Annotated in this window: 20 protein-coding genes; 11 read left to right on the forward strand and 9 right to left on the reverse strand. The window is 74.8% G+C overall.

Going from position 1 to position 21198, the window contains the following annotated elements:
- The first annotated feature begins 28 nt into the window (after positions 1-28).
- Both AB0Q96_RS10290 and AB0Q96_RS10295 read left to right on the forward strand, forming a co-directional pair.
- Positions 29-1525, forward strand: coding sequence for an APC family permease (locus AB0Q96_RS10290; RefSeq protein WP_365323670.1), 1497 nt, complete (start codon positions 29-31; stop codon positions 1523-1525).
- Between the two features lie 64 nt (positions 1526-1589).
- The gene (locus tag AB0Q96_RS10295) at positions 1590-2531 is read left to right on the forward strand and encodes a hypothetical protein (protein ID WP_365323672.1); all 942 of its coding nucleotides are present in this window, start codon (positions 1590-1592) and stop codon (positions 2529-2531) included.
- A gap of 118 nt (positions 2532-2649) precedes the next feature.
- Here the strand turns inward: AB0Q96_RS10295 and AB0Q96_RS10300 are convergent, their stop codons facing one another.
- Genes AB0Q96_RS10300 through AB0Q96_RS10315 form a run of 4 tightly spaced genes read right to left on the reverse strand, consistent with a single transcriptional unit; the run spans position 2650 to position 6240 of the window.
- Positions 2650-3843: an ABC transporter permease gene (locus AB0Q96_RS10300; protein WP_365323673.1), complete on the reverse strand. Its 1194-nt coding sequence runs from the start codon at positions 3841-3843 to the stop codon at positions 2650-2652.
- Complete coding sequence (locus AB0Q96_RS10305) at positions 3840-4568, reverse strand: ABC transporter ATP-binding protein (RefSeq protein ID WP_365323675.1); 729 nt, start codon at positions 4566-4568, stop codon at positions 3840-3842. Before AB0Q96_RS10305 ends, AB0Q96_RS10300 begins: the two co-directional genes overlap by 4 nt.
- Entirely contained in the window at positions 4565-5716 is a 1152-nt protein-coding gene (locus tag AB0Q96_RS10310) for a peptidoglycan-binding protein (protein WP_365323677.1), read from the reverse strand. Before AB0Q96_RS10310 ends, AB0Q96_RS10305 begins: the two co-directional genes overlap by 4 nt.
- A 2-nt stretch (positions 5717-5718) precedes the next feature.
- A complete protein-coding gene (locus AB0Q96_RS10315; protein ID WP_365323679.1) occupies positions 5719-6240 on the reverse strand; it encodes a hypothetical protein in 522 nt (173 codons plus the stop codon).
- A gap of 176 nt (positions 6241-6416) precedes the next feature.
- Here AB0Q96_RS10315 and AB0Q96_RS10320 point away from each other — a divergent pair, with 176 nt between their 5' ends.
- The 3 genes from AB0Q96_RS10320 (at position 6417) to AB0Q96_RS10330 (ending at position 9110) form a co-directional block, all read left to right on the forward strand.
- Positions 6417-7073, forward strand: coding sequence for a response regulator transcription factor (locus AB0Q96_RS10320; protein WP_365324046.1), 657 nt, complete (start codon positions 6417-6419; stop codon positions 7071-7073).
- The gene (locus tag AB0Q96_RS10325) at positions 7070-8356 is read left to right on the forward strand and encodes a HAMP domain-containing sensor histidine kinase (RefSeq protein ID WP_365323681.1); all 1287 of its coding nucleotides are present in this window, start codon (positions 7070-7072) and stop codon (positions 8354-8356) included. The genes AB0Q96_RS10320 and AB0Q96_RS10325 overlap by 4 nt, the downstream gene beginning before the upstream one ends.
- Before the next feature lie 166 nt (positions 8357-8522).
- Positions 8523-9110, forward strand: a complete 588-nt coding sequence (locus tag AB0Q96_RS10330; RefSeq protein WP_365323683.1) for a class I SAM-dependent methyltransferase — start codon at positions 8523-8525, stop codon at positions 9108-9110.
- Between the two features lie 34 nt (positions 9111-9144).
- On the opposite strand, the gene AB0Q96_RS10335 is transcribed toward AB0Q96_RS10330, so the two are convergent.
- Positions 9145-10200, reverse strand: a complete 1056-nt coding sequence (locus AB0Q96_RS10335) for a biotin/lipoate A/B protein ligase family protein (protein ID WP_365323685.1) — start codon at positions 10198-10200, stop codon at positions 9145-9147.
- Between the two features lie 131 nt (positions 10201-10331).
- On the opposite strand from AB0Q96_RS10335, the gene AB0Q96_RS10340 reads away from it, so the two are divergent.
- The 5 genes from AB0Q96_RS10340 to AB0Q96_RS10360 all read left to right on the forward strand — a co-directional run bounded on the left by AB0Q96_RS10340 (position 10332) and on the right by AB0Q96_RS10360 (position 15353).
- On the forward strand, positions 10332-11201 hold the full coding sequence (locus AB0Q96_RS10340) for an inositol monophosphatase family protein (protein ID WP_365323687.1): 870 nt from the start codon (positions 10332-10334) through the stop codon (positions 11199-11201).
- A 63-nt stretch (positions 11202-11264) separates the two neighbouring features.
- Positions 11265-12689 (forward strand): NAD(P)/FAD-dependent oxidoreductase, encoded by a 1425-nt coding sequence (locus tag AB0Q96_RS10345; protein ID WP_365323689.1) that lies wholly within the window; start codon positions 11265-11267, stop codon positions 12687-12689.
- An 88-nt stretch (positions 12690-12777) separates the two neighbouring features.
- Positions 12778-13320, forward strand: coding sequence for an O-acetyl-ADP-ribose deacetylase (locus AB0Q96_RS10350; RefSeq protein ID WP_365323691.1), 543 nt, complete (start codon positions 12778-12780; stop codon positions 13318-13320).
- 50 nt (positions 13321-13370) lie between these two features.
- Entirely contained in the window at positions 13371-14846 is a 1476-nt protein-coding gene (locus tag AB0Q96_RS10355) for an AlkA N-terminal domain-containing protein (RefSeq protein WP_365323693.1), read from the forward strand.
- Positions 14847-14858: 12 nt separating this feature from the next.
- Positions 14859-15353, forward strand: coding sequence for a methylated-DNA--[protein]-cysteine S-methyltransferase (locus tag AB0Q96_RS10360; RefSeq protein ID WP_365323695.1), 495 nt, complete (start codon positions 14859-14861; stop codon positions 15351-15353).
- On the opposite strand, the gene AB0Q96_RS10365 is transcribed toward AB0Q96_RS10360, so the two are convergent.
- The 4 genes from AB0Q96_RS10365 to AB0Q96_RS10380 form a co-directional block, all read right to left on the reverse strand.
- Complete coding sequence (locus AB0Q96_RS10365; protein WP_365323697.1) at positions 15350-16066, reverse strand: Sir2 family NAD-dependent protein deacetylase; 717 nt, start codon at positions 16064-16066, stop codon at positions 15350-15352. The two genes, AB0Q96_RS10360 and AB0Q96_RS10365, sit on opposite strands and share 4 nt — an antisense overlap.
- Before the next feature lie 133 nt (positions 16067-16199).
- Positions 16200-16700 (reverse strand): NUDIX hydrolase, encoded by a 501-nt coding sequence (locus AB0Q96_RS10370; protein ID WP_365323699.1) that lies wholly within the window; start codon positions 16698-16700, stop codon positions 16200-16202.
- Positions 16697-17767 (reverse strand): ADP-ribosylglycohydrolase family protein, encoded by a 1071-nt coding sequence (locus tag AB0Q96_RS10375; protein WP_365323701.1) that lies wholly within the window; start codon positions 17765-17767, stop codon positions 16697-16699. Before AB0Q96_RS10375 ends, AB0Q96_RS10370 begins: the two co-directional genes overlap by 4 nt.
- A 373-nt stretch (positions 17768-18140) precedes the next feature.
- On the reverse strand, positions 18141-19835 hold the full coding sequence (locus tag AB0Q96_RS10380; RefSeq protein WP_365323702.1) for a BCCT family transporter: 1695 nt from the start codon (positions 19833-19835) through the stop codon (positions 18141-18143).
- Between the two features lie 112 nt (positions 19836-19947).
- On the opposite strand from AB0Q96_RS10380, the gene AB0Q96_RS10385 reads away from it, so the two are divergent.
- On the forward strand, positions 19948-21099 hold the full coding sequence (locus tag AB0Q96_RS10385; protein ID WP_365323704.1) for a glycerate kinase: 1152 nt from the start codon (positions 19948-19950) through the stop codon (positions 21097-21099).
- The last annotated feature ends 99 nt before the right edge of the window (positions 21100-21198 follow it).

Below are 21198 nucleotides of genomic sequence, written 5' to 3' on the forward strand. Positions count from 1 at the left end.
CCGTACCGCAGAGGAAAGGCGCACCCAGGTGCTCGACAGATCAAGGAACCACGGCGGGGGCGGGCTCAGGTCCGGCAGCCTCGGCACCCTCGACTCCGTGGTGATGGCGGTCGCGGGGTGCGGACCCGCGTACACCGTCGTGGCCCTGATCCCCGCCCTCGTCGCGGCGGTCGGCCTCGCCGCCCCCGCCGCGCTGCTCTACGGCGCCGTCCCGATGGTCGGCATCGCCCTCGCCTTCCGCCACCTGGGACGGCTCGACGTCAACTCCGGCGCCACCTACTCCTGGGCCGCCCGCGCCCTCCACCCCGTCCTCGGCTTCCTCGGCGGCTGGGCCGTGGTCGCCGCCACCACCCTCTTCGTCATCGCCTCGACCACCCCCACCGGCGCGGCCACCCTGTCCCTCCTCGACGCGCGCCCGGCCGGCGACGACGTCCTCGCCACGGGCGTCGGCCTCGGCCTGTTCCTGCTGACGGCCGCCCTCGTCGCCTCCGGCGTGCGGATCGCCGCCGGGGTGCGCGCCCTGGCCGTCGCGACCCAGCTGGCCGTGCTCCTCGTCGTGGCCGGAGCGGCGCTCACCCGGGACACCCACGCCGCGGCGTTCTCGCTCTCCTGGTTCGGCTTCGGGCACTTCGACGCGACCCACTCGTTCACCGCGGGCGCGCTCATCGTCGGCGGCCTGTACTGGGGCTGGGACGTGACGGCCAACCTCAGCGAGGAGACCCGCGGCGGCCGGGGCGGCTCCGGACTCGGCGGGCTGATCGGCCTCCTGGCCGTCGCCGCCACCCTGATCACCCTCACCCTCAGCGCGAACGTGCTCCTCGGCCCCGAGGCCACCACCGCCGCCGACGGGGACTTCCTGCACCGGCTCGGCGAGGCCGCCTGGCCCGGCACGGGCGGCGACCTGCTCGCCCTCGCCGTACCGCTCTCCATGGTCGCGACCCTGGAGACCACGCTCCTCCAGGCCACCCGCACCCTGTTCGCCATGGGCCGCGACCGCACCGTCCCCGCGTTCCTCGGCCGCGTCCACCCCCGGCGCGGGACCCCCGTGGCCTCCACCCTGTTCGTCACCGGGATCACCGTGACGGCGCTGGCGGCCGTCGTGCTCGCCGGCCGCGGCGTCGACATCCTCGACGACGCCCTGATGGGCATCGGCCTGCTGATCGCCTTCTACTACGCGCTGGCCGGCCTGACCGTCGCCGTGGCCTGCCGCCGCCTGCTCCTCGACTCCCCGGGCCGCCTCGTCCTGCTGGGGCTGTGGCCGCTTCTCGGCGCGGCCTTCAACCTCTGGATCCTGTACGGGTCGGTCCGCACCCTCACCGGCACCCAGCTCGGCATCGGCCTCGGCGCGCTGGCCCTCGGCCTCGTCCCGCTGGGCGCGGCCTGGTTCCAGGGCGGGCGGTCCTACTTCCGCCCCCGGCCGCTCGTCCCGTACGAGCAGGGCGCCGCCGAGGACCGCCTCACGGACGCCCTCCCGGTGCCCGGACCGGCCGACGGCCGACGCGGCGGAGTCCTCTCCGACTTCTGACCGCGCCCCGGACGTCCCGGGACCTCCGACCCCACCGTTCGAACCCGCACGAGGGAGCACCGACATGTCCGCATGGCTGCGCCGCCGGGACGGATCGGCACCCGTCTACGATCCCGCGTTCGGCGACACCGAACTCGCCGAGGGCCGCGACGACATGCTCCTGGGCCGCTGGGAAGGAGCCCGCGACCTGCTCGCGCGGACCCCCGGCGACTGGGACCGGCGGGCGCACCGCATCCGGCTGCTCGCCGACGCCGCGGCGGGCCGCCGCACGGTCGACCTGTGGCAGGCGTCCGAGCCGGGGCATCCCGACGCCGCCGTGCTCCGCGCGGAGACCGAGGTGATGCGGATGTTCGCCGCCGCCCGCACCGGACGCGCCCCCGACGCCGAAGCCCTCCGCAAGGCGGCCCGGTTCTGCCACCGGGCGGCCGAACTCGCCCCCGCCGACCCGCACCCGTGGGTCTCGCTGCTCGCCCTGGGCCGGCTCCACCCGGACGGCCACGCCCCGATGTCCGCCTGGTGGCAGGAGCTCCTCGCCCGCGACCCGTACCACCGCGAGGGGCACCACCAGGTGCTGCGGCACCTCTCCGCCCGCTGGCACGGCTCGTACGGCGCGGCGCTCAACTTCGCCTGGGACGCGGCGGGCTGCGCCCCGCAGGGCTCACCGCTCGCGATCCTCGCCCAGGTGGCGCGGGCCGAGCACTACCGCCACCGGGTCCGTACGGAGGGCAGGGCGGCGCTCGGCCTCGCGCACCACTGGAGCGACGAGCGGGCCCGCGGGGACCTGCGGCACGCCCTCGACGCGTGGATCGCGCACCGCCGCCCGCACGCGCAGGACGTCGCCGACCTCAACCACCTGGCCCACGGCCTGGTCAAGGCCGGCCTGACCGACCGCGCGGGCGAGATCTTCCGACTCCTCGGCAACCACGCCACCGAGGTCCCGTGGGACTGCTCCGGCGACCCGGAACAGCTCTTCACCCGCTGGCGCGACGCCACGGGAGCGGGCTGAACGAGGGACGGGGGTCCCACCCCGTGCCGTCGGGCCGTGGGTGGGACCCCTGTGCCGTCGGGCCTGGGTGGGACCCCGTGCCGTTGGGCCGCGGGCACGGGAGTGGGGCCCCGTCCCGTCAGGCCGACCGCAGGGCGTCCGTCGGCGACGAGCCCGCCGCGCGCAGGGCCGGGTAGATGCCGGCGAGGGCCGCGACCACGACGGAGACCACCGGGCCCGCGACCACCATCGTCAGCGGGACCGCCGCGGGCCAGCCCTGCGCGAGGGCGTAGCCGTACACGGTGAGGGCGCCCATCGCGAGGCCGCCGACCCCTCCGACGAAGCCCATCAGGACGGCCTCCAGGAGGAACTGGGTGGCGATCTGACCGCCCCGCGCGCCGAGCGCGCGGCGCAGCCCGATCTCGCCGCGCCGCTCCATCACGCCCACCACCATGGTGTTGGCGATGCCCACGCCGCCCACCAGGAGGGCGACCGCCGCGAGCGAGAGCACCAGACCGGTGAGCGCGTCCTTCGTCTCGCCGCGTGCCGCGAGCAGGTCGGAGGGACGGCTGACGGCCACCCCGCTCGGGTTGGCGGGGTTGGCGGTCGCGCCGGCCACGGCCTGCACGTCGGGGACGCGCTCCGGGTAGGTCCGCAGGTAGACCGTGGCGGCCGTGCCGTCCGCGCCCAGCTGGGCGGTCGCCTGCGGCCAGCCGACGAGCGCGGCGGTGCCCAGTTCGGGCGCGAGCTCGTTCGGCGCCAGGATCCCGGCCACGACGTACGACTGGCCGCCGAGCCACACCCGTTCGCCGGGTGCGGTGACGCCGAGCCGCTCGGCGGCCTGGTCGCCGAGGACGGTCACCGGGAGCCGCTCGCTCGCCCGGTCCAGCCACCTGCCGCTGCGCAATTTCGCGTGCAGGACGTCCAGGAGGTCGAGCCGGGCCGCCAGCACGCTGAGGCCGCCGGTCTGCTGCTTCGGCACGAGGTCGTTGCGGTACACCTCGGCCTTGGTCGCCCCGGTCGCGGTGACCCGCTGCACGGGGGCGATGTCGGCGAGCATCTTCTCCGCCGTGGCCGGCAGCGGCACCGGCTGCTGGGAGGCGTCCTTGCCGGGCCCCACGGTGATCAGGTTGGAGCCGAGCTGGTCCAGCCGGGCCAGCAGGTGCTCCTGGTTCGACAGGGAGATCCCGGTCACCGCGATGACCGCGGCGATGCCCAGCGCGATGCCGAGCGCGGACAGCGCGGAGCGGGTCCTGCGGGTGCGCGGTCCGATCATGCCCAGCCGCAGCAGGTCCGTCGGACGCAGCCGGGTGCGGCGTGGTGCGGTCGTCACAGGGCAGCTCCTACGGGGTGGGGGCCGCGTTCGTCGAAGTCGACGCGGCCGTCGTGGATGCCGATGCGCCGGGGGAAGGAGGCGGCGAGCTCGCGGTCGTGGGTGATGACGACGACCGTGGTGCCCTTCCCGTTCAGCGCCCGCAGCAGGTCGACGACGGCCGCCCCGGAGACGCTGTCCAGGGCGCCCGTGGGCTCGTCGGCGAGGAGCAGGGCCGGGCGGCCGACCAGCGCGCGGGCGATGGCCACGCGCTGCTTCTCCCCGCCGGACAGCTGGTCCGGACGGTGGTCGAGCCGGTGCCCGAGCCCCACCTCGCGCAGGGCCTCCACGGCGGCGGCCCGGCGCCGCGCGGCGGGCACCCCGCTGTAGAGCAGCCCGGTGGCGACGTTCTCGACCGTGCTGAGGCCCGCCAGCAGGAAGAACTGCTGGAAGACGAAGCCGATCCGGTGGGCGCGCAGCGCCGCCAGTTCGGGGTCGGACAGGCCGTCCAGGTCGCGCCCTTCGAAGCGCAGCCGCCCGGCGGTGGGCCGGTCGAGCGAGCCGAGCAGGGCGAGGAGCGTCGACTTGCCGGAGCCCGAGGGCCCGACGACGGCGAGGAGTTCGCCCGCCTCGACCGTCAGGTCGATGCCGTGCAGGATCCGCAGCGGGGGCGAGCCCGGGTACTCCTTCACCACGCCGGTGAGCTCCAGTACGGGTGCCGCCGCCGGGGACTGTCGGGGCGTCACTTCGGGACCACCACCCGGTCGCCCGCGCGGACCTCGCCGCTGATCTGCGCCCGCGCGTCGGCGACCAGACCCAGCTGGACCTTGACCAGCCGGGACCCGGCGCCCTCCTCGATCCGCACGCCGTACCCGCCGACGTCGAGGGCGAGGAGCGCGGTGACCGGGACGATCAGCGCGTCCTGCGCGGTGTCGCCGACGATCGTGACGGTCACGGAGGAGGGACCGGCCTGACGGGCCTCCCGCTGCCCGTCCAGGGTGATGGTGACCTTGGTCTTCTCCGCGCCGCCGCCCTGGTCCCCGTCGCCCCCGCCGTCGGCGCCGCCGCGGATGAGGGAGCGGATCCGCCCCTGGACGGTGCCGCCGTCGGACAGCTTCACCGTGACGCGCCCGTTCGGCTTGAACCGGGAGAGCTGGTTCTCGGCGGGCTGCACGAGGGCGACGAGGGCCGTGTCGGTGACCGTCATGACGGACGTCGAGCCGACGGCCGAGCCCAGCTGGGCGCCGACCCGCTCCACCCGCACGGCGGAGTGCGGCAGCATGACGACGCCGCCGCGGGCGACCGTCCCGGTCTGCCGCTCGCCGTGCGCCTTCTGCCAGCGCTTCACCGCCGTCTCCGTGGCCTTGGTGAACTTCCCGTCCACGCTCAGGCCGAGCCCGTCCGCGTGGCCCAGCCGCACCAGATTGCGCTCCAGCTGCTCCACGTCGGGGCCGTCGGGTATCCCGGGGCCGAGGTCACGCCACAGGGGACGCTTCCCGGTCATCAGGATCACCGGACGCCCGTCGACCTCGTACAGCTTCCCGCCGGCCTTGACGACGGAGCCGACCGCGGGCAGGCCCGTGAGCGTGCCCTGGCCGGCGGGGACGACGGGCGTGGGCGCGTCGTACGCCAGCGCGCCGCCGACCTGGATGCCGCTGGACAGCGAGCCCTTCTCCACGACCACGGTGCCGTGGCCGAGGGACGGCTGCGCGGAGGCGGTGCCGGGGCCCTCCCAGGGGCGCGTCACGGCGAGCGCGCCCGAGCCGCCGATCACCGCGATCAGGGCGAGCGGGATCACGATCCGGCGCCGCCCGCGCCGGGGCCGCCCGTGCGCGCGGTCGGCGGGAGCGGAGGCGCCGGTGTTCTCGTCGGTGTTCTCCAGCGTGCCGCTCATGGTCACTGCCCGATCCGGTAGCCGGGCATCGGCAGCTTGGAGCAGGCCGGCTGGATGGCGTCCCACTTGGCGGCGTCGAACACGTTCGTCGGGATGACGAGGATGCCCTTCTCGTCGGGGTCGGGCAGGTCCGGGTAGCCGTTCTTCCGCGCGCACGCGACGTACGCGCGACCCATCTCCGCGAACTTCGCGTCGTTCTTGGACTTGACCTGGTGGATGCCGGGGACCTTCGCGTCGCACACCTTGGCGGCGTTCTCGTAGCCCTCGGGGGAGCTGCCGTCGGTACCGGCGGCCGGGATGGCGATGTTGCCCTCCTTGTCCTGCTGGACGCCGCTCTGCCCCTGCGCGTGCATGCAGTCCACCCAGGCCTTGCGCACCGCGTCGTCGTTCTGCCCGCCGCTCTTCTGCGCGCCGCCGTCGCCGGCGACCCGGGGGGCCGCGTCCTCGGCCGAGCAGCCGCTCGCCATCAGCACGGCCGCCACGGCGGCCGCCGCCAGTACCACTCGTCGTGTTCCGCTTCGCATCTCGCATCTCCCTGCCGGCTGTCGTCACTGACGTCGGTCAGTTCTACGGAGGGTCCGGTGAGCCACCCGTGAGCGTGCGCCTAACGTGCGGCTAACCCCGGCCGGGGCATCCTTGGCGGGCAGGAGCCGTGGCGAGCACGGCGCGGGACGCGGCCGAGCGGAGCGGGTGGGACAGGATGCGGGTGCTCATCGTCGAGGACGAGGCGGAACTGGCGGCGATGCTCGCCGACGGCCTGCGCGGCGAGGGCATGGTCTGCGACGTCGCCCACGACGGCGCCCGCGCCCTCGAACTCACGGCCGCCACCACGTACGACGTCCTCGTGCTGGACCGGGACCTGCCCCGGCTGAGCGGGGACGCCGTCTGCCGGGCGCTGAACACCGCCGGCTACCCGGCCAGGATCCTCATGCTGACCGCCGCCGGCGCCCTGTCCGACCTCGTGGACGGCCTCGGCCAGGGCGCCGACGACTACATGACCAAGCCGTTCTCCTACCTGGAGCTGGTCGCCCGGCTGCGCGCGCTGGCCCGCCGCACCGCCGGGGGCGGCCTGCCCACGGTGCTGAGCCGGCGCGGCCTCAGCCTGGACACCGCCCGCCGGGTCGCCGAACGCGACGGCAGGCCGCTCAGGCTGACCCCCAGGGAGCTCGGCGTCCTGGAGATGCTGCTCGCCGCCGACGGGGCCCCCGTCACCACCGAGGAGCTGCGGGACAGCCTGTGGGACGCGGCGCTCGACCCGGCCACCACCGCCGTGCGGGTCACCGTCCACTCGCTGCGCCGCAAGCTGGGCGAACCGGCCCTGATCACCCACGACCCCGGATTCGGGTACCGGCTGTGAACCGGGCCCGGACCGGCCGCCGGACCCCGCGCCCGCGGCTGCCGCTGCGCGGCCGGCTGACCCTGGTCACCACGGTGGTGTTCGCCCTCCTGGGCTGCGGACTCCTCGTCCTGAACTGGCTGAGCTCCCGTCAGCTCATCGAGGACAACCGCTACCTGATCGTCCCCGCGGTCGACACGAACCCGGCGCGGCCCCCCGAGCCCCCCGCGACGGTCCCCGCGCAGACCTCGGGGCCGGGATCCGCCACCAGCCCCGCTCCCCTCGAACTCCCCGACCCGAACGCCACGTTCGAGGCGCCCGCCGCGACCGTCGCGCCCGCGCAGGGCTTCGAGGAGTTCCAGCGCAGCGTCCTCGGCGACCTGCTGGCGCGCTCCCTGCTCCTGCTCCTCGTCTTCACCGCGCTCGCCGCGCTCCTCGCCTGGTGGGCCGGACGCCGGTCGCTGCTCCGCCTCAGCCAGGTCACCGCCGCCGCCCGGCGGATCGGCTCCGGCAGCACCCTGGACGAGCGGCTCGCCCTGACCGGGCCGCACGACGAGGTCCGCGAGCTCGGCGACACCTTCGACGCGATGCTCGACCGCCTGGACCGCAGCTTCACCGCCCAGCGCCGCTTCACCGCCCACGCCTCCCACGAACTGCGCACCCCGCTCACCCTCCAGCGCACCGCCCTGGAGATCCCGCTCGCCCAGGGCCGGGTCCCCGCCGACCTGCGCCCCGACCTCCAGCGCGCCCTGGACGCCAACGCCCGTACGGAGCGCCTCATCGCCGCGCTGCTGACCCTGGCGCGCGGCGAGAGCGAGCGCCCCGCGCCGTACCCGGCCGACCTGGCGGACGTCGCCGGGGCCGCGGTCGGGGACCTGGCCGAGGAGGCCCGGGCGGCCGGTGTCCTGATCACCTCCGACACGCGGCCCGCGCCGGTCACCGGCGACGTCTCCCTGCTGCGCCAGATCGCCCTCAACCTGGTCGCCAACGCGGTGCGGCACAACCATCCCGGCGGCACGGCGACGGTGACCACCGGCACCGCCGGCGACCGGTCCTTCGTCGAGGTCGGCAACACCGGCCCGGTGCTGGACCCGGCGGAGGTCCCCGAGCTGTTCGAACCCTTCCGGCGGGGAACGGAGCGCCGCGCCGACGGCACCGGTCTCGGACTCGCCGTGGTCCGCGCGATCACCGCCACCCACCACGGTCGGGTCACCGCCGAACCCCGCCCCCACGGCGGCCTCACGGTCCGCGTGGAACTGCCCCGCCGGACCCCCGGCCGCACTGATCACGACGACGCGCCGTGAACCCTGGACCCGACCGTCCCCCTTGCCATAGCCTCCCCGTACCGAGACACGGAAAAGACGTGCCCGGGTCCGGTGCCCGACCCTGCCCGGACGGGTGTCCGCCTCCGTAACTCGCTTCCCACGGTGTCGTTCTGCGTGTACACCACGCAGCGAAGGCGGTCATCACATGCCCGGTACGGAGTCCTCCGACTACACCCAGCGGCTCGCGCGGCTGGAGACCTCGGGGATCAAGCGGCTGTTGCCGACACAGGCCCCCTACCGATGGAATCTCAAGCGCCTCGGTCTGGGCCGGGTGCTCGACGTGGGCTGCGGCCTCGGGCGCAACCTGCTGAACTGCGGTCCCGAGAGCGTCGGCGTCGACCACAACGCGACCTCGGTGGAGACCTGTCGCGAGCGCGGCCTCACCGCCTACACGCCCGACGAGCTCGCCGCCGCCCCGGACTGCGGTCCCGGCTCCTTCGACTCGCTGCTGTGCGCCCACGTCCTGGAGCACATGGACGAGTCCCTGGCGAACTCGATCCTGGAGCAGTACCTGCCGCTGGTGAAGCCGGGCGGCTCGGTCGTCCTCATCACCCCGCAGGAGGCCGGCTACAAGACGGACGCCACCCACGTCCGCTTCGTCGACTTCGAGGGCCTGCGCGGGCACGCGGAGAAGGTGGGCCTGACCGTCGACCGGGTGTACTCGTTCCCCTTCGCGCGGTCGATGGGCAAGGTCTTCCCGTACAACGAGTTCATCCTCGTCGCCCGCACCTGAGGCCGGTCCGCGGGACCGGCCCCGGCACCCCGCCTCACGGCACCCGGGCGGTCCACTCCGGGGTGGCGAACTTCGTCTCCGCGAGCTCCTTCGCCCGGGTCAGCTCCTCCTCCGTGACCGTGCCCTCGGACAGGCCGTAACGGGAGCGGAAGGAGGCGACCATCCGGTCGATGACCGCCTCCCGGGGCAGCCCGGTCTGGCGGCGCAGCGGATCCACCCGCTTCTTGGCGCTCCGGGTGCCCTTGTCGGACAGCTTCTCCCGGCCGATCCGCAGCACCTCGGTCATCTTGTCGGCGTCGATGTCGTACGCCATCGTCACGTGGTGCAGCACCGCGCCGTCGCCCGCGACCATCCGCTTCTGCGCGGCCCCGGCGATCTTGCCGGCCTCGGTGGCGATGTCGTTGAGCGGCTGGTACCACGCCTTGACGCCCATGTCGCCGAGCGCGCCCAGCACCCAGTCGTCCAGATACGCGTAGCTGTCGGTGAAGGACAGGCCCTGGACCAGGGCGTCGGGGACCGAGAGCGAGTACGTGATGGTGTTGCCCGGCTCGATGAACATCGCCCCGCCGCCGCTGATCCGGCGCACCACCTCGATGCCGTGCCGCTCCGCCGCCTCCGGGTCCACCTCGTTGCGCAGCGACTGGAAGCTGCCGATGACGACGGCGGGGGAGCCCCACTCCCACACCCGCAGGGTCGGCGGCCGGCGGCCCGCCGCGACCTCGGCGGTCAGCACCTCGTCGAGCGCCATGTGCAGGGCGGGGGACTGCGCCGGCTCGTGGATCAGCTGCCAGTCGTAGTCCGTCCAGTCCGTGGCGTGCGCGAGGGCCCGCCGGACCGCCACCCCGATGCCCTCCGTGGTCAGCCCGTACATCTGCGTCCCCGGCGGCAGCGCCGCGTCGATCCGGGCCGCGAGACCGGCCGCGTCCGTGTCGGCCGGGGCGCCCTCCAGCGCGCGGTCGATCGCCAGAATCGCCTCGTCCGGCTCCAGGAAGAAGTCGCCCGCGACCCGGACCCGGCGCAGGACGCCGTCCTCCGCGTCGAGGTCGACGACGACCAGCTTGCCGCCCGGAACCTTGTACTCGCCGTGCACGGGACCCTCCCTGGAAGTAAAAAGGGGTGAACTCGATCAAAGCGTACTCGCGGCCGTCAGGTCGTCCGCCGGTTGTCCACAGGTCGCCACGGAGCCTCCGGAATGTCAGCCGGGTGTGCTTGGCTGGTCACATGACCGGATACGCCGAGACCGCAGCCGCCGCAGACACCGCAGCCTTCCTCGACCACGTCCTCGCCGGGGGTACGGCCGAGGTGGAGGAGGCGGTCCGCAAGGCCGCCGCCGCCGAGATCATGCCGCGCTTCCGGCAGCTCGGCGCGGAGGAGATCGTCGAGAAGAACGGGCCGCACGACCTGGTCACCGTCGCCGACCGGGCCGCCGAGGCGCACCTGACCGCCTCGCTCACCGCCCTGCTCCCCGGCTCCGTCGTCGTCGGCGAGGAGGCCGTGCACGCCGACCCCGAGGTGTACGGGGCGCTCAAGGGCGACGCCCCCGTCTGGATCGTCGACCCGGTGGACGGCACCCGCCAGTTCGTCGACGGCGAGGCCGGCTTCTGCACCCTGGTCGCCCTGGCCGTCCGAGGCGAGCTGCTCGCCTCCTGGACCTTCGCCCCCGTCCGGGAGGAGCTGGCCGTCGCCGTGCGCGGCCGCGGCGCCACGGTGAACGGCACGCCCATACGCTCCGGCGCCCCCGCCCCGGGAGCCGTCCTGGAGGTGGCCACCTCGCACCCCGACTACACCACCCCGGACCAGAAGCGCGCCCTGCTCGGACTGCGCACCGAGGGCGTCCGCCCCCGCCCCTGCGGCTCGGCGGGCCTGGAGTACCTGGCCGTCGCCAAGGGCGAGCTCGACGCCGTCGCCTTCTCCTGGGAGTACGCCTGGGACCACGCCGCCGGGCTGCTCCTCGTCGAGGAGGCGGGCGGCACCGACCTCACCCTCACCGGCGAGCGGTTCCGCGTCACCGGGGGCAACGCGCTGCCGTTCACCGCGGCCCGCGACGCGGCCACCGCGCGGCGGATCCGAACCCTGCTCGGGGCCGGGTAAGTCCCTTACGGGGCCGCGCATATGCTGGAATCCCTGGCCGTCGGCTGACGAAGGAGTCCGAAGGTGCCGTCGATGCTCGATGCCGTCGTCGTGGGAGCCGGACCCAACGGGCTGACCGCCGCCGTGGAGCTCGCGCGGCGCGGATTCTCCGTCGCGGTCTTCGAGGCGAAGTCCACCGTGGGCGGCGGAGCCCGGACCGAGGAGCTCACCCTCCCCGGCTTCCGCCACGACCCCTGCTCGGCGGTGCACCCGCTGGGCGCCGGATCGCCGGTCTTCAAGACGATGCCACTGGACCGCCACGGCCTGGAGTGGCTGCACCCCGAGCTGCCCATGGCCCACCCCTGGGACGACGGCACCGCGGCCGTCCTCTCCCGCTCCGTCGCCGAGACCGCCGCCTCCTTCGGGCCGCGCGACGCCGGCACCTACCGGCGGCTCGTCGCGCCGTTCCTCGGCAAGTGGGACCGCCTCGCCGCGGACTTCATGCAGCTGCCGCTGACGGCACTGCCCCGCGACCCGCTCACCCTGGCCCGCTTCGGACTCGCCGGCCTCCCGCCGTCCACCTGGCTGACCCACCGCTTCCACGACGAGAAGGCGCGCGCCCTGTTCGCCGGCCTGGTCGGCCACGTCATCGCCCCGCTCGACGGCCTCGCCACCGGCGCGGTCGGCCTGGTCTTCGCGCTGGCCGCGCACGCGGGCGGCTGGCCGCTGCCCCGGGGCGGCTCCCAGTCCATCTCCGACGCCCTCACCTCGTACCTGACGGAGCTCGGCGGCGCCGTCCACACCGACTACGAGGTCAAGCGGCTCGACGACCTGCCGCCCGCCCGCGCCTACGTCTTCGACACCTCGCCCACCGCCCTCGCCCGGATCGCCGACCTCGGCGGCCACTACGACGCCTACCGCTACGGCGCCAGCGCCTTCAAGATCGACTACGCGCTCTCGGGCCCCGTGCCGTGGACCGCCGAGGCCCCCCGCCGCGCCGGCACCGTCCAGATCGGCCCCACCGCGGGCGAGATCGGCACCGCCCTGCGCCAGGCGTCCTCCGGCACGGCCCCCGACACACCCTTCCTCATCGCCGCCCAGCCCAGCCTCGTGGACCCCGGCCGCGCCCCCGAGGGCAAGCACGTCTTCTGGGTCTACGGGCACGTCCCCAACGGCTGGCAGGGCGACCTCACCGACGCCATCGAGCGGCAGATCGAGCGCTTCGCCCCCGGCTTCCGCGACCTGGTCCTCGCCCGCGCCACCGCCGGCCCGCCCGAGCTGGCCGAGCGCAACGCCAACTACGTCGGCGGCGACATCGCCTGCGGCGCGGCCCGCGGCCTCCAGCTGCTGCTGCGCCCCAAACTGTCCCTCTTCCCGTACTCCACCCCGCACCCCGCGGTCTTCCTCTGCTCCTCCGCCACCCCGCCCGGCCCCGGCGTCCACGGCATGTCCGGCCACAACGCGGCCAAGGCGGTCTGGCGCAGACTGCGCACCCCCGTCGGACGGTAGCCGCCAGGACCCGCCGACGCCCGCGGGACCACCGGCCCCGCGGGCAAAGCGGGTGCGGCCCCGGGGGCCGGGGCGGGAGGATGGGGGCATGACCGACCGGCCCGCGATCGTCCTCGTCCTCGGCGACATCACCCAGCAGCACACCGACGTCATCGTGAACGCCGCCAACTCCTCGCTGCTCGGCGGCGGGGGAGTGGACGGCGCCATCCACCGCAAGGGCGGACCCGCCGTCCTCGCCGCATGCCGCGCGCTGCGCGCCGGGCACTACGGCCGCGGCCTGCCCACCGGGCGCGCCGTCGCCACCACCGCCGGTGACCTCGCCGCCCGCTGGGTCGTCCACACCGTCGGCCCCGTGCACAGCACCGAGGAGGACCGCTCGGAGCTGCTGGCCTCCTGCTACGCCGAATCCCTCCGGGTGGCCGCCGAGCTGGGCGCCGAGACGGTCGCCTTCCCGGCCGTCTCCACCGGCGTCTACCACTGGCCCATGGAGGACGCCGCCCGCATCGCGATCCGCACCGTCCGCGCGGAGGCCACCGCGCCCCTCCGGGAGATCCGCTTCGTGCTCTTCGACACCGCCGCCTACGCCGTCTTCGCCCTGGCGCTCGCCGAGGCCGACGCCACCGGACGTTGATGTCGTTTTCCCGCCAGCCCCGACCGCCGTCGATCACCGATCCTTGACCCATGCACACCGACTCCGAGCGCTGCGTGCGGGCCGTCCGATCGAGGGACGCCCGCTTCGACGGCGTCTTCTTCACCGCCGTCCGCACCACTCGGATCTACTGCCGGCCCAGCTGCCCGGCCGTCCCGCCCAAAGCCGAGAACATGGAGTTCCACCCCAGCGCCGCCTCCTGCCAGCGGGCCGGGTTCCGGGCCTGCAAGCGCTGCCGCCCCGACACCAGCCCCGGCTCGCCCCAGTGGGACGTCCGGGCCGACGCCGTCGCCCGCGCCATGCGGCTCATCCGGGACGGCGTCGTGGACCGGGAGGGCGTGCCGGGGCTCGCCGCCCGGCTCGGCTACTCCGCCCGCCAGATCGAACGGCAGCTGCTCGCCGAGCTCGGCGCCGGGCCGCTCGCGCTCGCCCGCGCCCAGCGCGCCCAGACCGCGCGGCTGCTCATCGAGACCACCGCCCTGCCCATGGCCGAGATCGCCTTCGCGGCCGGCTTCTCCTCCGTCCGCACCTTCAACGACACCGTCCGTGAGGTCTTCGCCCTCACCCCCGGCGAACTCCGCGCCCGCGCCGGCCGCTCGCGCACCGCGCCCACCGGCACCCCCGGCACGCTCACCCTCCGGCTGCCGTTCCGCGCCCCGCTCGACCCCTCCAACCTCTTCGGCCACCTCGCCGCCACCGCCGTCCCCGGCGTCGAGGAATGGCGCGACGGCGCCTACCGCAGGACCCTCGCCCTGCCCTACGGACACGGGATCGTCGCCCTCGCGCCCCGCGCCGACCACGTCCTGTGCCGGCTCTCCCTCACCGACCCCCGCGACCTCACCCACGCCATCAGCCGCTGCCGCTGGCTGCTCGACCTCGACGCCGACCCCGTCGCCGTCGCCGGACAGCTGCGCACCGACCCGGTGCTCGCCCCGCTCGTCGACGCGGCGCCCGGCCGCCGCGTGCCGCGCACCGTGGACGCCGCCGAGTTCGCCGTACGGGCCGTGCTCGGCCAGCAGGTGTCCACCGCCGCCGCCCGCACCCACGCGGCCCGCCTGGTCACCGCGCACGGCACCCCCGTCGACGACCCCGAGGGCGGCCTCACCCACCTCTTCCCGACCCCCGAGGCGCTCGCCGGGCTCGACCCGGAGACCCTCGCACTGCCCCGCAGCCGCCGCGCCACCCTGCTCACCCTCGTCACCTCGCTCGCCGACGGCGGCCTGACCCTCGGCCCGGAGAGCGACTGGGCCGAGGCCCGCGCCCGGCTCCTCGGCCTGCAAGGCTTCGGCCCGTGGACCACCGAGGTCATCGCGATGCGGGCGCTCGGCGACCCCGACGCCTTCCTCCCCGGCGACCTCGGCGTCCGCCGCGCCGCCCAGGGCCTCGGACTGCCCGCCACGCCCGCCGCGCTCACCGACCGCGCCGCCCGCTGGCGGCCCTGGCGCGCCTACGCGGTCCAGTACCTGTGGGCCACCGAAGCCCACCCGATCAACCGACTCCCCGCGTAAGGAACCCCGCTCATGCCCACCGTCCAGCACACGGTCGTGGACAGTCCCTACGACGCGCTGACCCTGGTCGCCGTCGACGGAGTCCTCAGCCGCGTCCACATGACCGACCAGCGCCACCGCCCGGCGGAGGACACCTTCGGCTCGCCCGACCCCCGCCCCTTCACCGAGGCGATCCGCCAGCTCGACGCCTACTTCGCCGGCGAACTCACCGAGTTCGACCTGCCGTTGCGCCTCCTCGGCACCCCGTTCCAGCTGCGCGTCTGGGAGCAGCTGCGCCTCATCCCGTACGGGGAGACCCGGACGTACGGGGAACTCGCCGAGGCCCTCGGCAACCCCGGCGCCTCCCGCGCGGTGGGCCTGGCCAACGGCAAGAACCCGGTCTCCGTGATCGTCCCCTGTCACCGCGTCATCGGCGCCGGCGGCTCCCTGACCGGCTACGGCGGCGGCCTGGACCGCAAGAAGCGCCTGCTCGCCTTCGAGTCGGGCCGCGAGGACACCCTCTTCTAGCGCAGCCGCTCCAGCAGCGCCGGCAGCGCCGTCCCGATCGGCTCGCGCACCACCTCGTCGGCCAGCCGATCGTACGGCGTGGGCTCGGCGTTCACGATGATCAGGCGGGCCCCGTGCTCCGCCGCGAGCCCCGCGAGGGAGGCGGCCGGCTGCACCTGCAGGCTCGTGCCGACGGCGAGGAACACCTCCGCCGCCTTGGCGATGCCCATCGCGTCGCCGAGCACCTTCGGATCGAGCCGCTGCCCGAACATCACCGTCGCCGACTTCAGGATCCCGCCGCACACCCGACAGGCCGGATCGTCCTCGCCGCCCCGCACCCGGTCCAGGGCCTGGGCCATCGACGACCGGGCGTGACACGCGGTGCACACCACCGACCGCGCCGAGCCGTGCAGTTCGAGCACCTTGCGCTCCGGCACCCCGGCGGCCTGGTGCAGCCCGTCCACGTTCTGCGTGACGACCCGCAGCGCGTGCCCGCTCCTCTCGAAGGCCGCGATCGCGCGGTGCGCCACGTTCGGCTCGGCCCGCAGGACCGGCCCGTCGAGCCGCATCCGCCAGGAGCGGCGGCGGATCTCCGGGTCGGCCATGTAGGGCCCGTAGGTGACGAGCCGTTCCGCCCCCGGGTCGCGCCGCCACAGCCCGTCGGGCCCCCGGTAGTCGGGAATGCCCGAGTCGGTGGAGATTCCGGCTCCGCTGAGGATCGCGACCATGGTCATACCGCGAGCGTAGAGCGGCCCGAACGGCTCACGCGAGCCGATAATCGGGTGCCGCGTCCCCCGGCGTGGCCACGGTGCGCATCGCCCGGGGACGGCACCGGCCGGACGCGCCCGGCCGGTGTCCCCGCGCCGCTCAGCGCGGCGGGCGGCCGTTCTCCAGCTCCGCCGGGCCGCGGCCCGCGGCCAGGGCGTCGAGGGCGGCCAGGACCCGCGGACCGAGGGCGCCCGGCAGGTAGGCGGTGGCCTCGGAGGGGTCGATCAGCTTCCAGGAGAGCAGCTCCTCCTCCTGGAGTCGGATCGCCGCGAAGAGCGCGTCCGACAGGACCCCGCCGTCGTACACGTATGCCACGACCGGCGGCCGGGCCGCCCCGTGGACCCAGTCGACCACGAGGAGCGCGCCCAGCTCCAGGTCGAGGCCGATCTCCTCGGCCGTCTCGCGGCGGGCCGCCTGCCGGGGCGTCTCGCCCGTGTCGGACTCGATCGTGCCGCCCGGCAGCGTCCAGCCCTCCCGGTAGTTCGGCTCGACGACGAGGATGCGGCCGTCGGCGTCGCGGAACAGGGCGGCCGCGCCGGCCAGGACGCGGGGCAGACCCGCGATGTACGTGGCGTACGCGGAGGATTCTGAGGTCGTCATCCCGTCAGCGTAGCCAGCCGCAGGGTCCGTTCGGCCAGCTCGCCGATCCGGACGCCGTCGAAGCCGGACACCGCGCTGCGCACCCGGTCGCGCAGCGGCTCCGACCACTGCGCGGGGATCGCCGCCGCCCCGCACAGCACCCCCGCCACCGAGCCGGCCGTCGCCCCGTTGGAGTCGGTGTCCAGGCCGCCGCGCACGGTGAGCGTGATGGTGCGGGTGAAGTCGCCCTCCCCGTACAGGAGTCCGGCGGTGAGCACGGCGGCGTTCGGGACGGTGTGGATCCAGCCCAGCCCGCCGGTGTCCTTCCGCAGCTCGGCGAGGGTCTCGGACCACTCCAGGCCCGCCTCGTGCAGGGCCATGGTGTGCCGCACCACCCTGGCCAGCCGGCTGCCGGCCGGAACCCGGTCCAGGGCGGTCTCCAGCGCGGCGCGCGGGCCCGGCGCGGTGAACGCGGCGGCGACCAGGGCGGCCGCCCACATCGCCCCGTACACCCCGTTGCCCGTGTGCGACAGGACCGCGTCCCGGCGCGCCAGCGAGGCGGCCCGGCGCGGGTCGCCGGGGGAGGTCCAGCCGTACACGTCCGCCCGGATCAGCGCGCCGATCCACTCCTGGTGCGGATTGTCGTACGTGGCCGTCAGCGGCGGCCTCAGCCCGTTGACGAGATTGCGGTACGCGGCCCGCTCGGCCGTGAAGGTCTGCAGATACGGCAGCCGCAGCAGCCACACCTCGCCGACCTGCTCCGTGGTGAAGGCGAAACCCCGCGTCTCCAGGAGGTGCAGGCCCAGGATCGAGTAGTCGATGTCGTCGTCCCGGCAGCTGCCGTGGATCCGGCCGCGCACGCACTGCGGCCACTCGGGCCGCAGCTCGAAGCCGTCCGCGCCGGCGGGCGGCGGGGGCAGGTAGTCGGTGAGCGGCAGGGCGTCGGTCAGGCGCAGATAGGCGTCGATCCGCTCGGGCGTCCAGTGGTCGCCGCACTCGACCGGCTTGCCGAGCATGTTCCCGGCGATCCGCCCCGTCCAGCCGCCGAGGATCCGGTCGGCGAGTTCACTGTGCTTGAGGAGGCCCATGGCACCGGTCTACCGAATGCGCCGCCGAGCCGCGCGCCGACGCACCCGCGCGGCCCCGAGAGATCGTTCCGTCGGTCCCCGGGGGGCCCTTTGCGGCTTGCCCCTGGACGGGGTTCCCGGACCGTCCCCGGCTCGGCCCTGGGCAGGGTCCCGGACCGTCCCCGGCTCGGCCCCGGGCGACCTCTGATCTGTTCCCGGACGGTCCCCGGACCGTCCCCGGACCGTCCCCGGTCTGTCCCCGGGCGACCTCCGGTCTGTCCCCGGACCGTCCCCGGTCTGTTCCCGGACGGGCCCCGGGCAAGGCCCCGGACGGGTCCCCGGACCGTCCCCGGCTCGGCCCCGGGCAAGGCCCCGGACCGTCCCCGAAGCGTCCTCAGTCGTCCTCCGTCTCCGTGCCCGAGCGGGACTTCGCCGCCCGGCGCAGCCGGTGGTGACGGGACACCCCCTGCTCGCTGATCGCCTCGCCGACCGCCGCGCGGACCGCGTCCCGCACCCCGTGGAGCGCCTGGTGCCGGGCCGGGCCCGCGCCCGGGTCCTCCCGGAGCTCCTTCAGGAGCGCCCAGCACAGACCCAGCATCACCAGCACGAACGGCAGCGCGACCAGGATCGTCGCCGTCTGCAGCGAGCTGAGCCCGCCCGCCACCAGCAGCACCGCCGCGACCGCGGCCATCAGCACGCCCCAGGCCACCACGAGCCAGGTCGGCGGGTCCAGGGCGCCCCGGCTGGTCAGCGAACCCATCACCAGGGACGCCGAGTCGGCGCTGGTCACGAAGTACGTCATCACCAGCAGCATCGCCAGGTACGAGGTGACCGTGCCGATCGGCAGCGCGTCGAGCATCGCGAACAGCGAGGCCTCCGGGCCGTCCTTGACCGCGGTCGCCAGGTCCGCCTCGCCGGTGGACTGGAGCCGGATCGCGGTGCCGCCCATCACGCAGAACCAGATGACCGTCGCCCCCGAGGGCACGAGCAGCACCCCGAACAGGAACTCGCGCACCGTCCGGCCGCGCGAGATGCGGGCGATGAAGGTGCCGACGAAGGGGGCCCAGGACAGCCACCACGCCCAGTAGAAGATCGTCCACGCGCCCAGCCACGTCCGGTCCGTGAACGCGCCGGTGCGGCTGGCCATCGGCAGCAGCTGGTACAGATAGCCGCCGACCGAGGCGGGGATGGTGTCGAGGATGTAGACCGTCGGGCCGAGCAGGAACACGAAGAGCGCCATGCACCCGGCGAGCACGATGTTCAGCGTGGAGAGCCACTTCACGCCCTTGTGCAGGCCCGAGAACGCCGACAGCACGAAGGCCGCCGACAGCGACACGATGATGATCAGCTCGGTGGCCGTGGAGTCCTTCACGCCCATCGTCAGGTTCAGGCCCTCGGCGACCTGGAGGGCGCCGAGCCCCAGGCTGGTCGCCGTGCCGAAGACCGTCGCGAAGACGGCCAGCAGGTCGATCGACTTCCCGGGCCAGCCGCGCGCCCTGCGCTCGCCCATCAGCGGCACGAACGCGGCGCTCAGCGTGTTGCCGCGCCCCTTGCGGAAGCCCGCGTACGCCAGGGCGAGACCCGCGATGCCGTAGATCGCCCACGGGGTGAGCGTCCAGTGGAAGAACGAGTACTCCAGGGCCGTACGGGCCGCCTCGCCGGACTGGGCCGGCACCCCGCTCGCCGGGGGCGGGCTCAGGAAGTGCTGGAGCGGTTCCCCCACCCCGTAGAACATCAGGCCGATGCCCATGCCGGCGCTGAACATCATCGCGATCCAGGCCAGATCGGTGAACTCCGGCTCCGAGTCGTCGGCGCCGAGCCGGATCCGCCCGTAGCGGCTCAGCGCGATCACCACGCACAGCACCAGGAAGACGTCGGCGGCGGTCACGAAGAGCCAGGCGAAATTCGACAGGACCCAGTTCAGTGCGGAGGACGAAGCGCTGTCGAAGGAGCTCTTGCCGAGCGCCGCCCAGCCGACCACGCCGACCACGGCCGCCATTCCGATGGCGATGACTTTTGCGTCGGGGCCGGGAGAAGGAGCGGGACCAGGGCCTTCTTGTGATGTTTGATCGATCAGTTCGGTACTCATGATGGCCCACTATGGTGCGGAATTTCGCTTTATCAGGGGGTGGCACGCCGTCTTGCCGTGCGGATAGGGTCGGCCTCGGCGCGACTGCCTGTTCGAAAGCAAGGGATGCAAGGTGACGGACGGAGCAGTTACTGAGGTCGCACGCGTATTGGTCGCGGCCGACAAGTTCAAGGGTTCGCTCACGGCCGTACAGGTCGCCGAGCGGGTCACGGCCGGCCTGCGACAGGTCGTCCCGGAGCTCGAAGTGGAGACACTGCCCGTCGCGGACGGCGGCGACGGCACCGTCGCGGCCGCGGTCGCGGCCGGATTCGAGCGCCATGAGGTCACCGTGACCGGGCCGCTCGGCGCGCCCGTCACCGCGGCGTTCGCGCTGCGCGGGACCACGGCGGTGGTGGAGATGGCGGAGGCCTCCGGCCTCCAGCTCCTGCCGGCCGGGGTCTTCGCGCCGCTCACCGCCACCACCTACGGCTCCGGCGAGCTGCTGCGCGCGGCCCTCGACGCCGGTGCCACCTCGATCGTCTTCGGCGTGGGCGGCAGCGCCACCACCGACGGCGGCGCCGGCATGCTCGCCGCGCTCGGCGCGGTCTTCCTGGACGCGGACGGCGCCCCGGTCGGCCCCGGCGGCGGCGCCCTCGCGGGCCTGGCCTCCGCCGACCTGACCGGCGTCGACCCGCGCTTCGCCGCCGTGGACCTGGTCCTCGCCAGCGACGTCGACAACCCGCTGACCGGCCCGAAGGGCTGCGCCGCGGTGTACGGCCCGCAGAAGGGCGCCACCCCCGAGGACGTGGCGACCCTGGACGCCGCCCTCGCGCACTACGCCGGGATCCTGGAGAAGGCCATCGGGCCCAAGGCCGCCGAGCTGGCCGCCTCCCCGGGCGCCGGCGGCGCGGGCGGCATCGGCTACGGCGCGCTGCTCCTCGACGCGAGCTTCCGGCCCGGCATCGAGCTGATGCTGGAGGTGCTGGGCTTCGCCCCGGCCCTGGAGCGCGCGACCCTCGTCATCACCGGCGAGGGCTCCCTCGACGAGCAGACCCTGCACGGCAAGGCCCCGGCGGGCGTCGCCGCCGCGGCCCGCGCGGCCGGCAAGGAGGTCGTCGCGGTGTGCGGGCGCCTCGCCCTGCCCCCCGAGGCGCTGGGCGCCGCCGGGATCCGGCGCGCCTACCCGCTGACCGACCTGGAGCCCGAGCCCGCGAAGTCCATGGCGAACGCGGGACCCCTGCTGGAGCGGGTCGCGGCGAACATCGCACGGGACTTCCTCGGCTAGGCCACGGCCGGCCGGGCGTCGAGCCGCCGGGCGCGACGACTGGCCGCGTACGACTGGCCGCGGACGGCCGGCCGCCGAGGGCCGGCCGCCGAGGGCTGA

It is taken from the genome of Streptomyces sp. NPDC093111 (genome assembly GCF_040683955.1).
Taxonomy (GTDB): Bacteria; Actinomycetota; Actinomycetes; order Streptomycetales; family Streptomycetaceae; genus Streptomyces.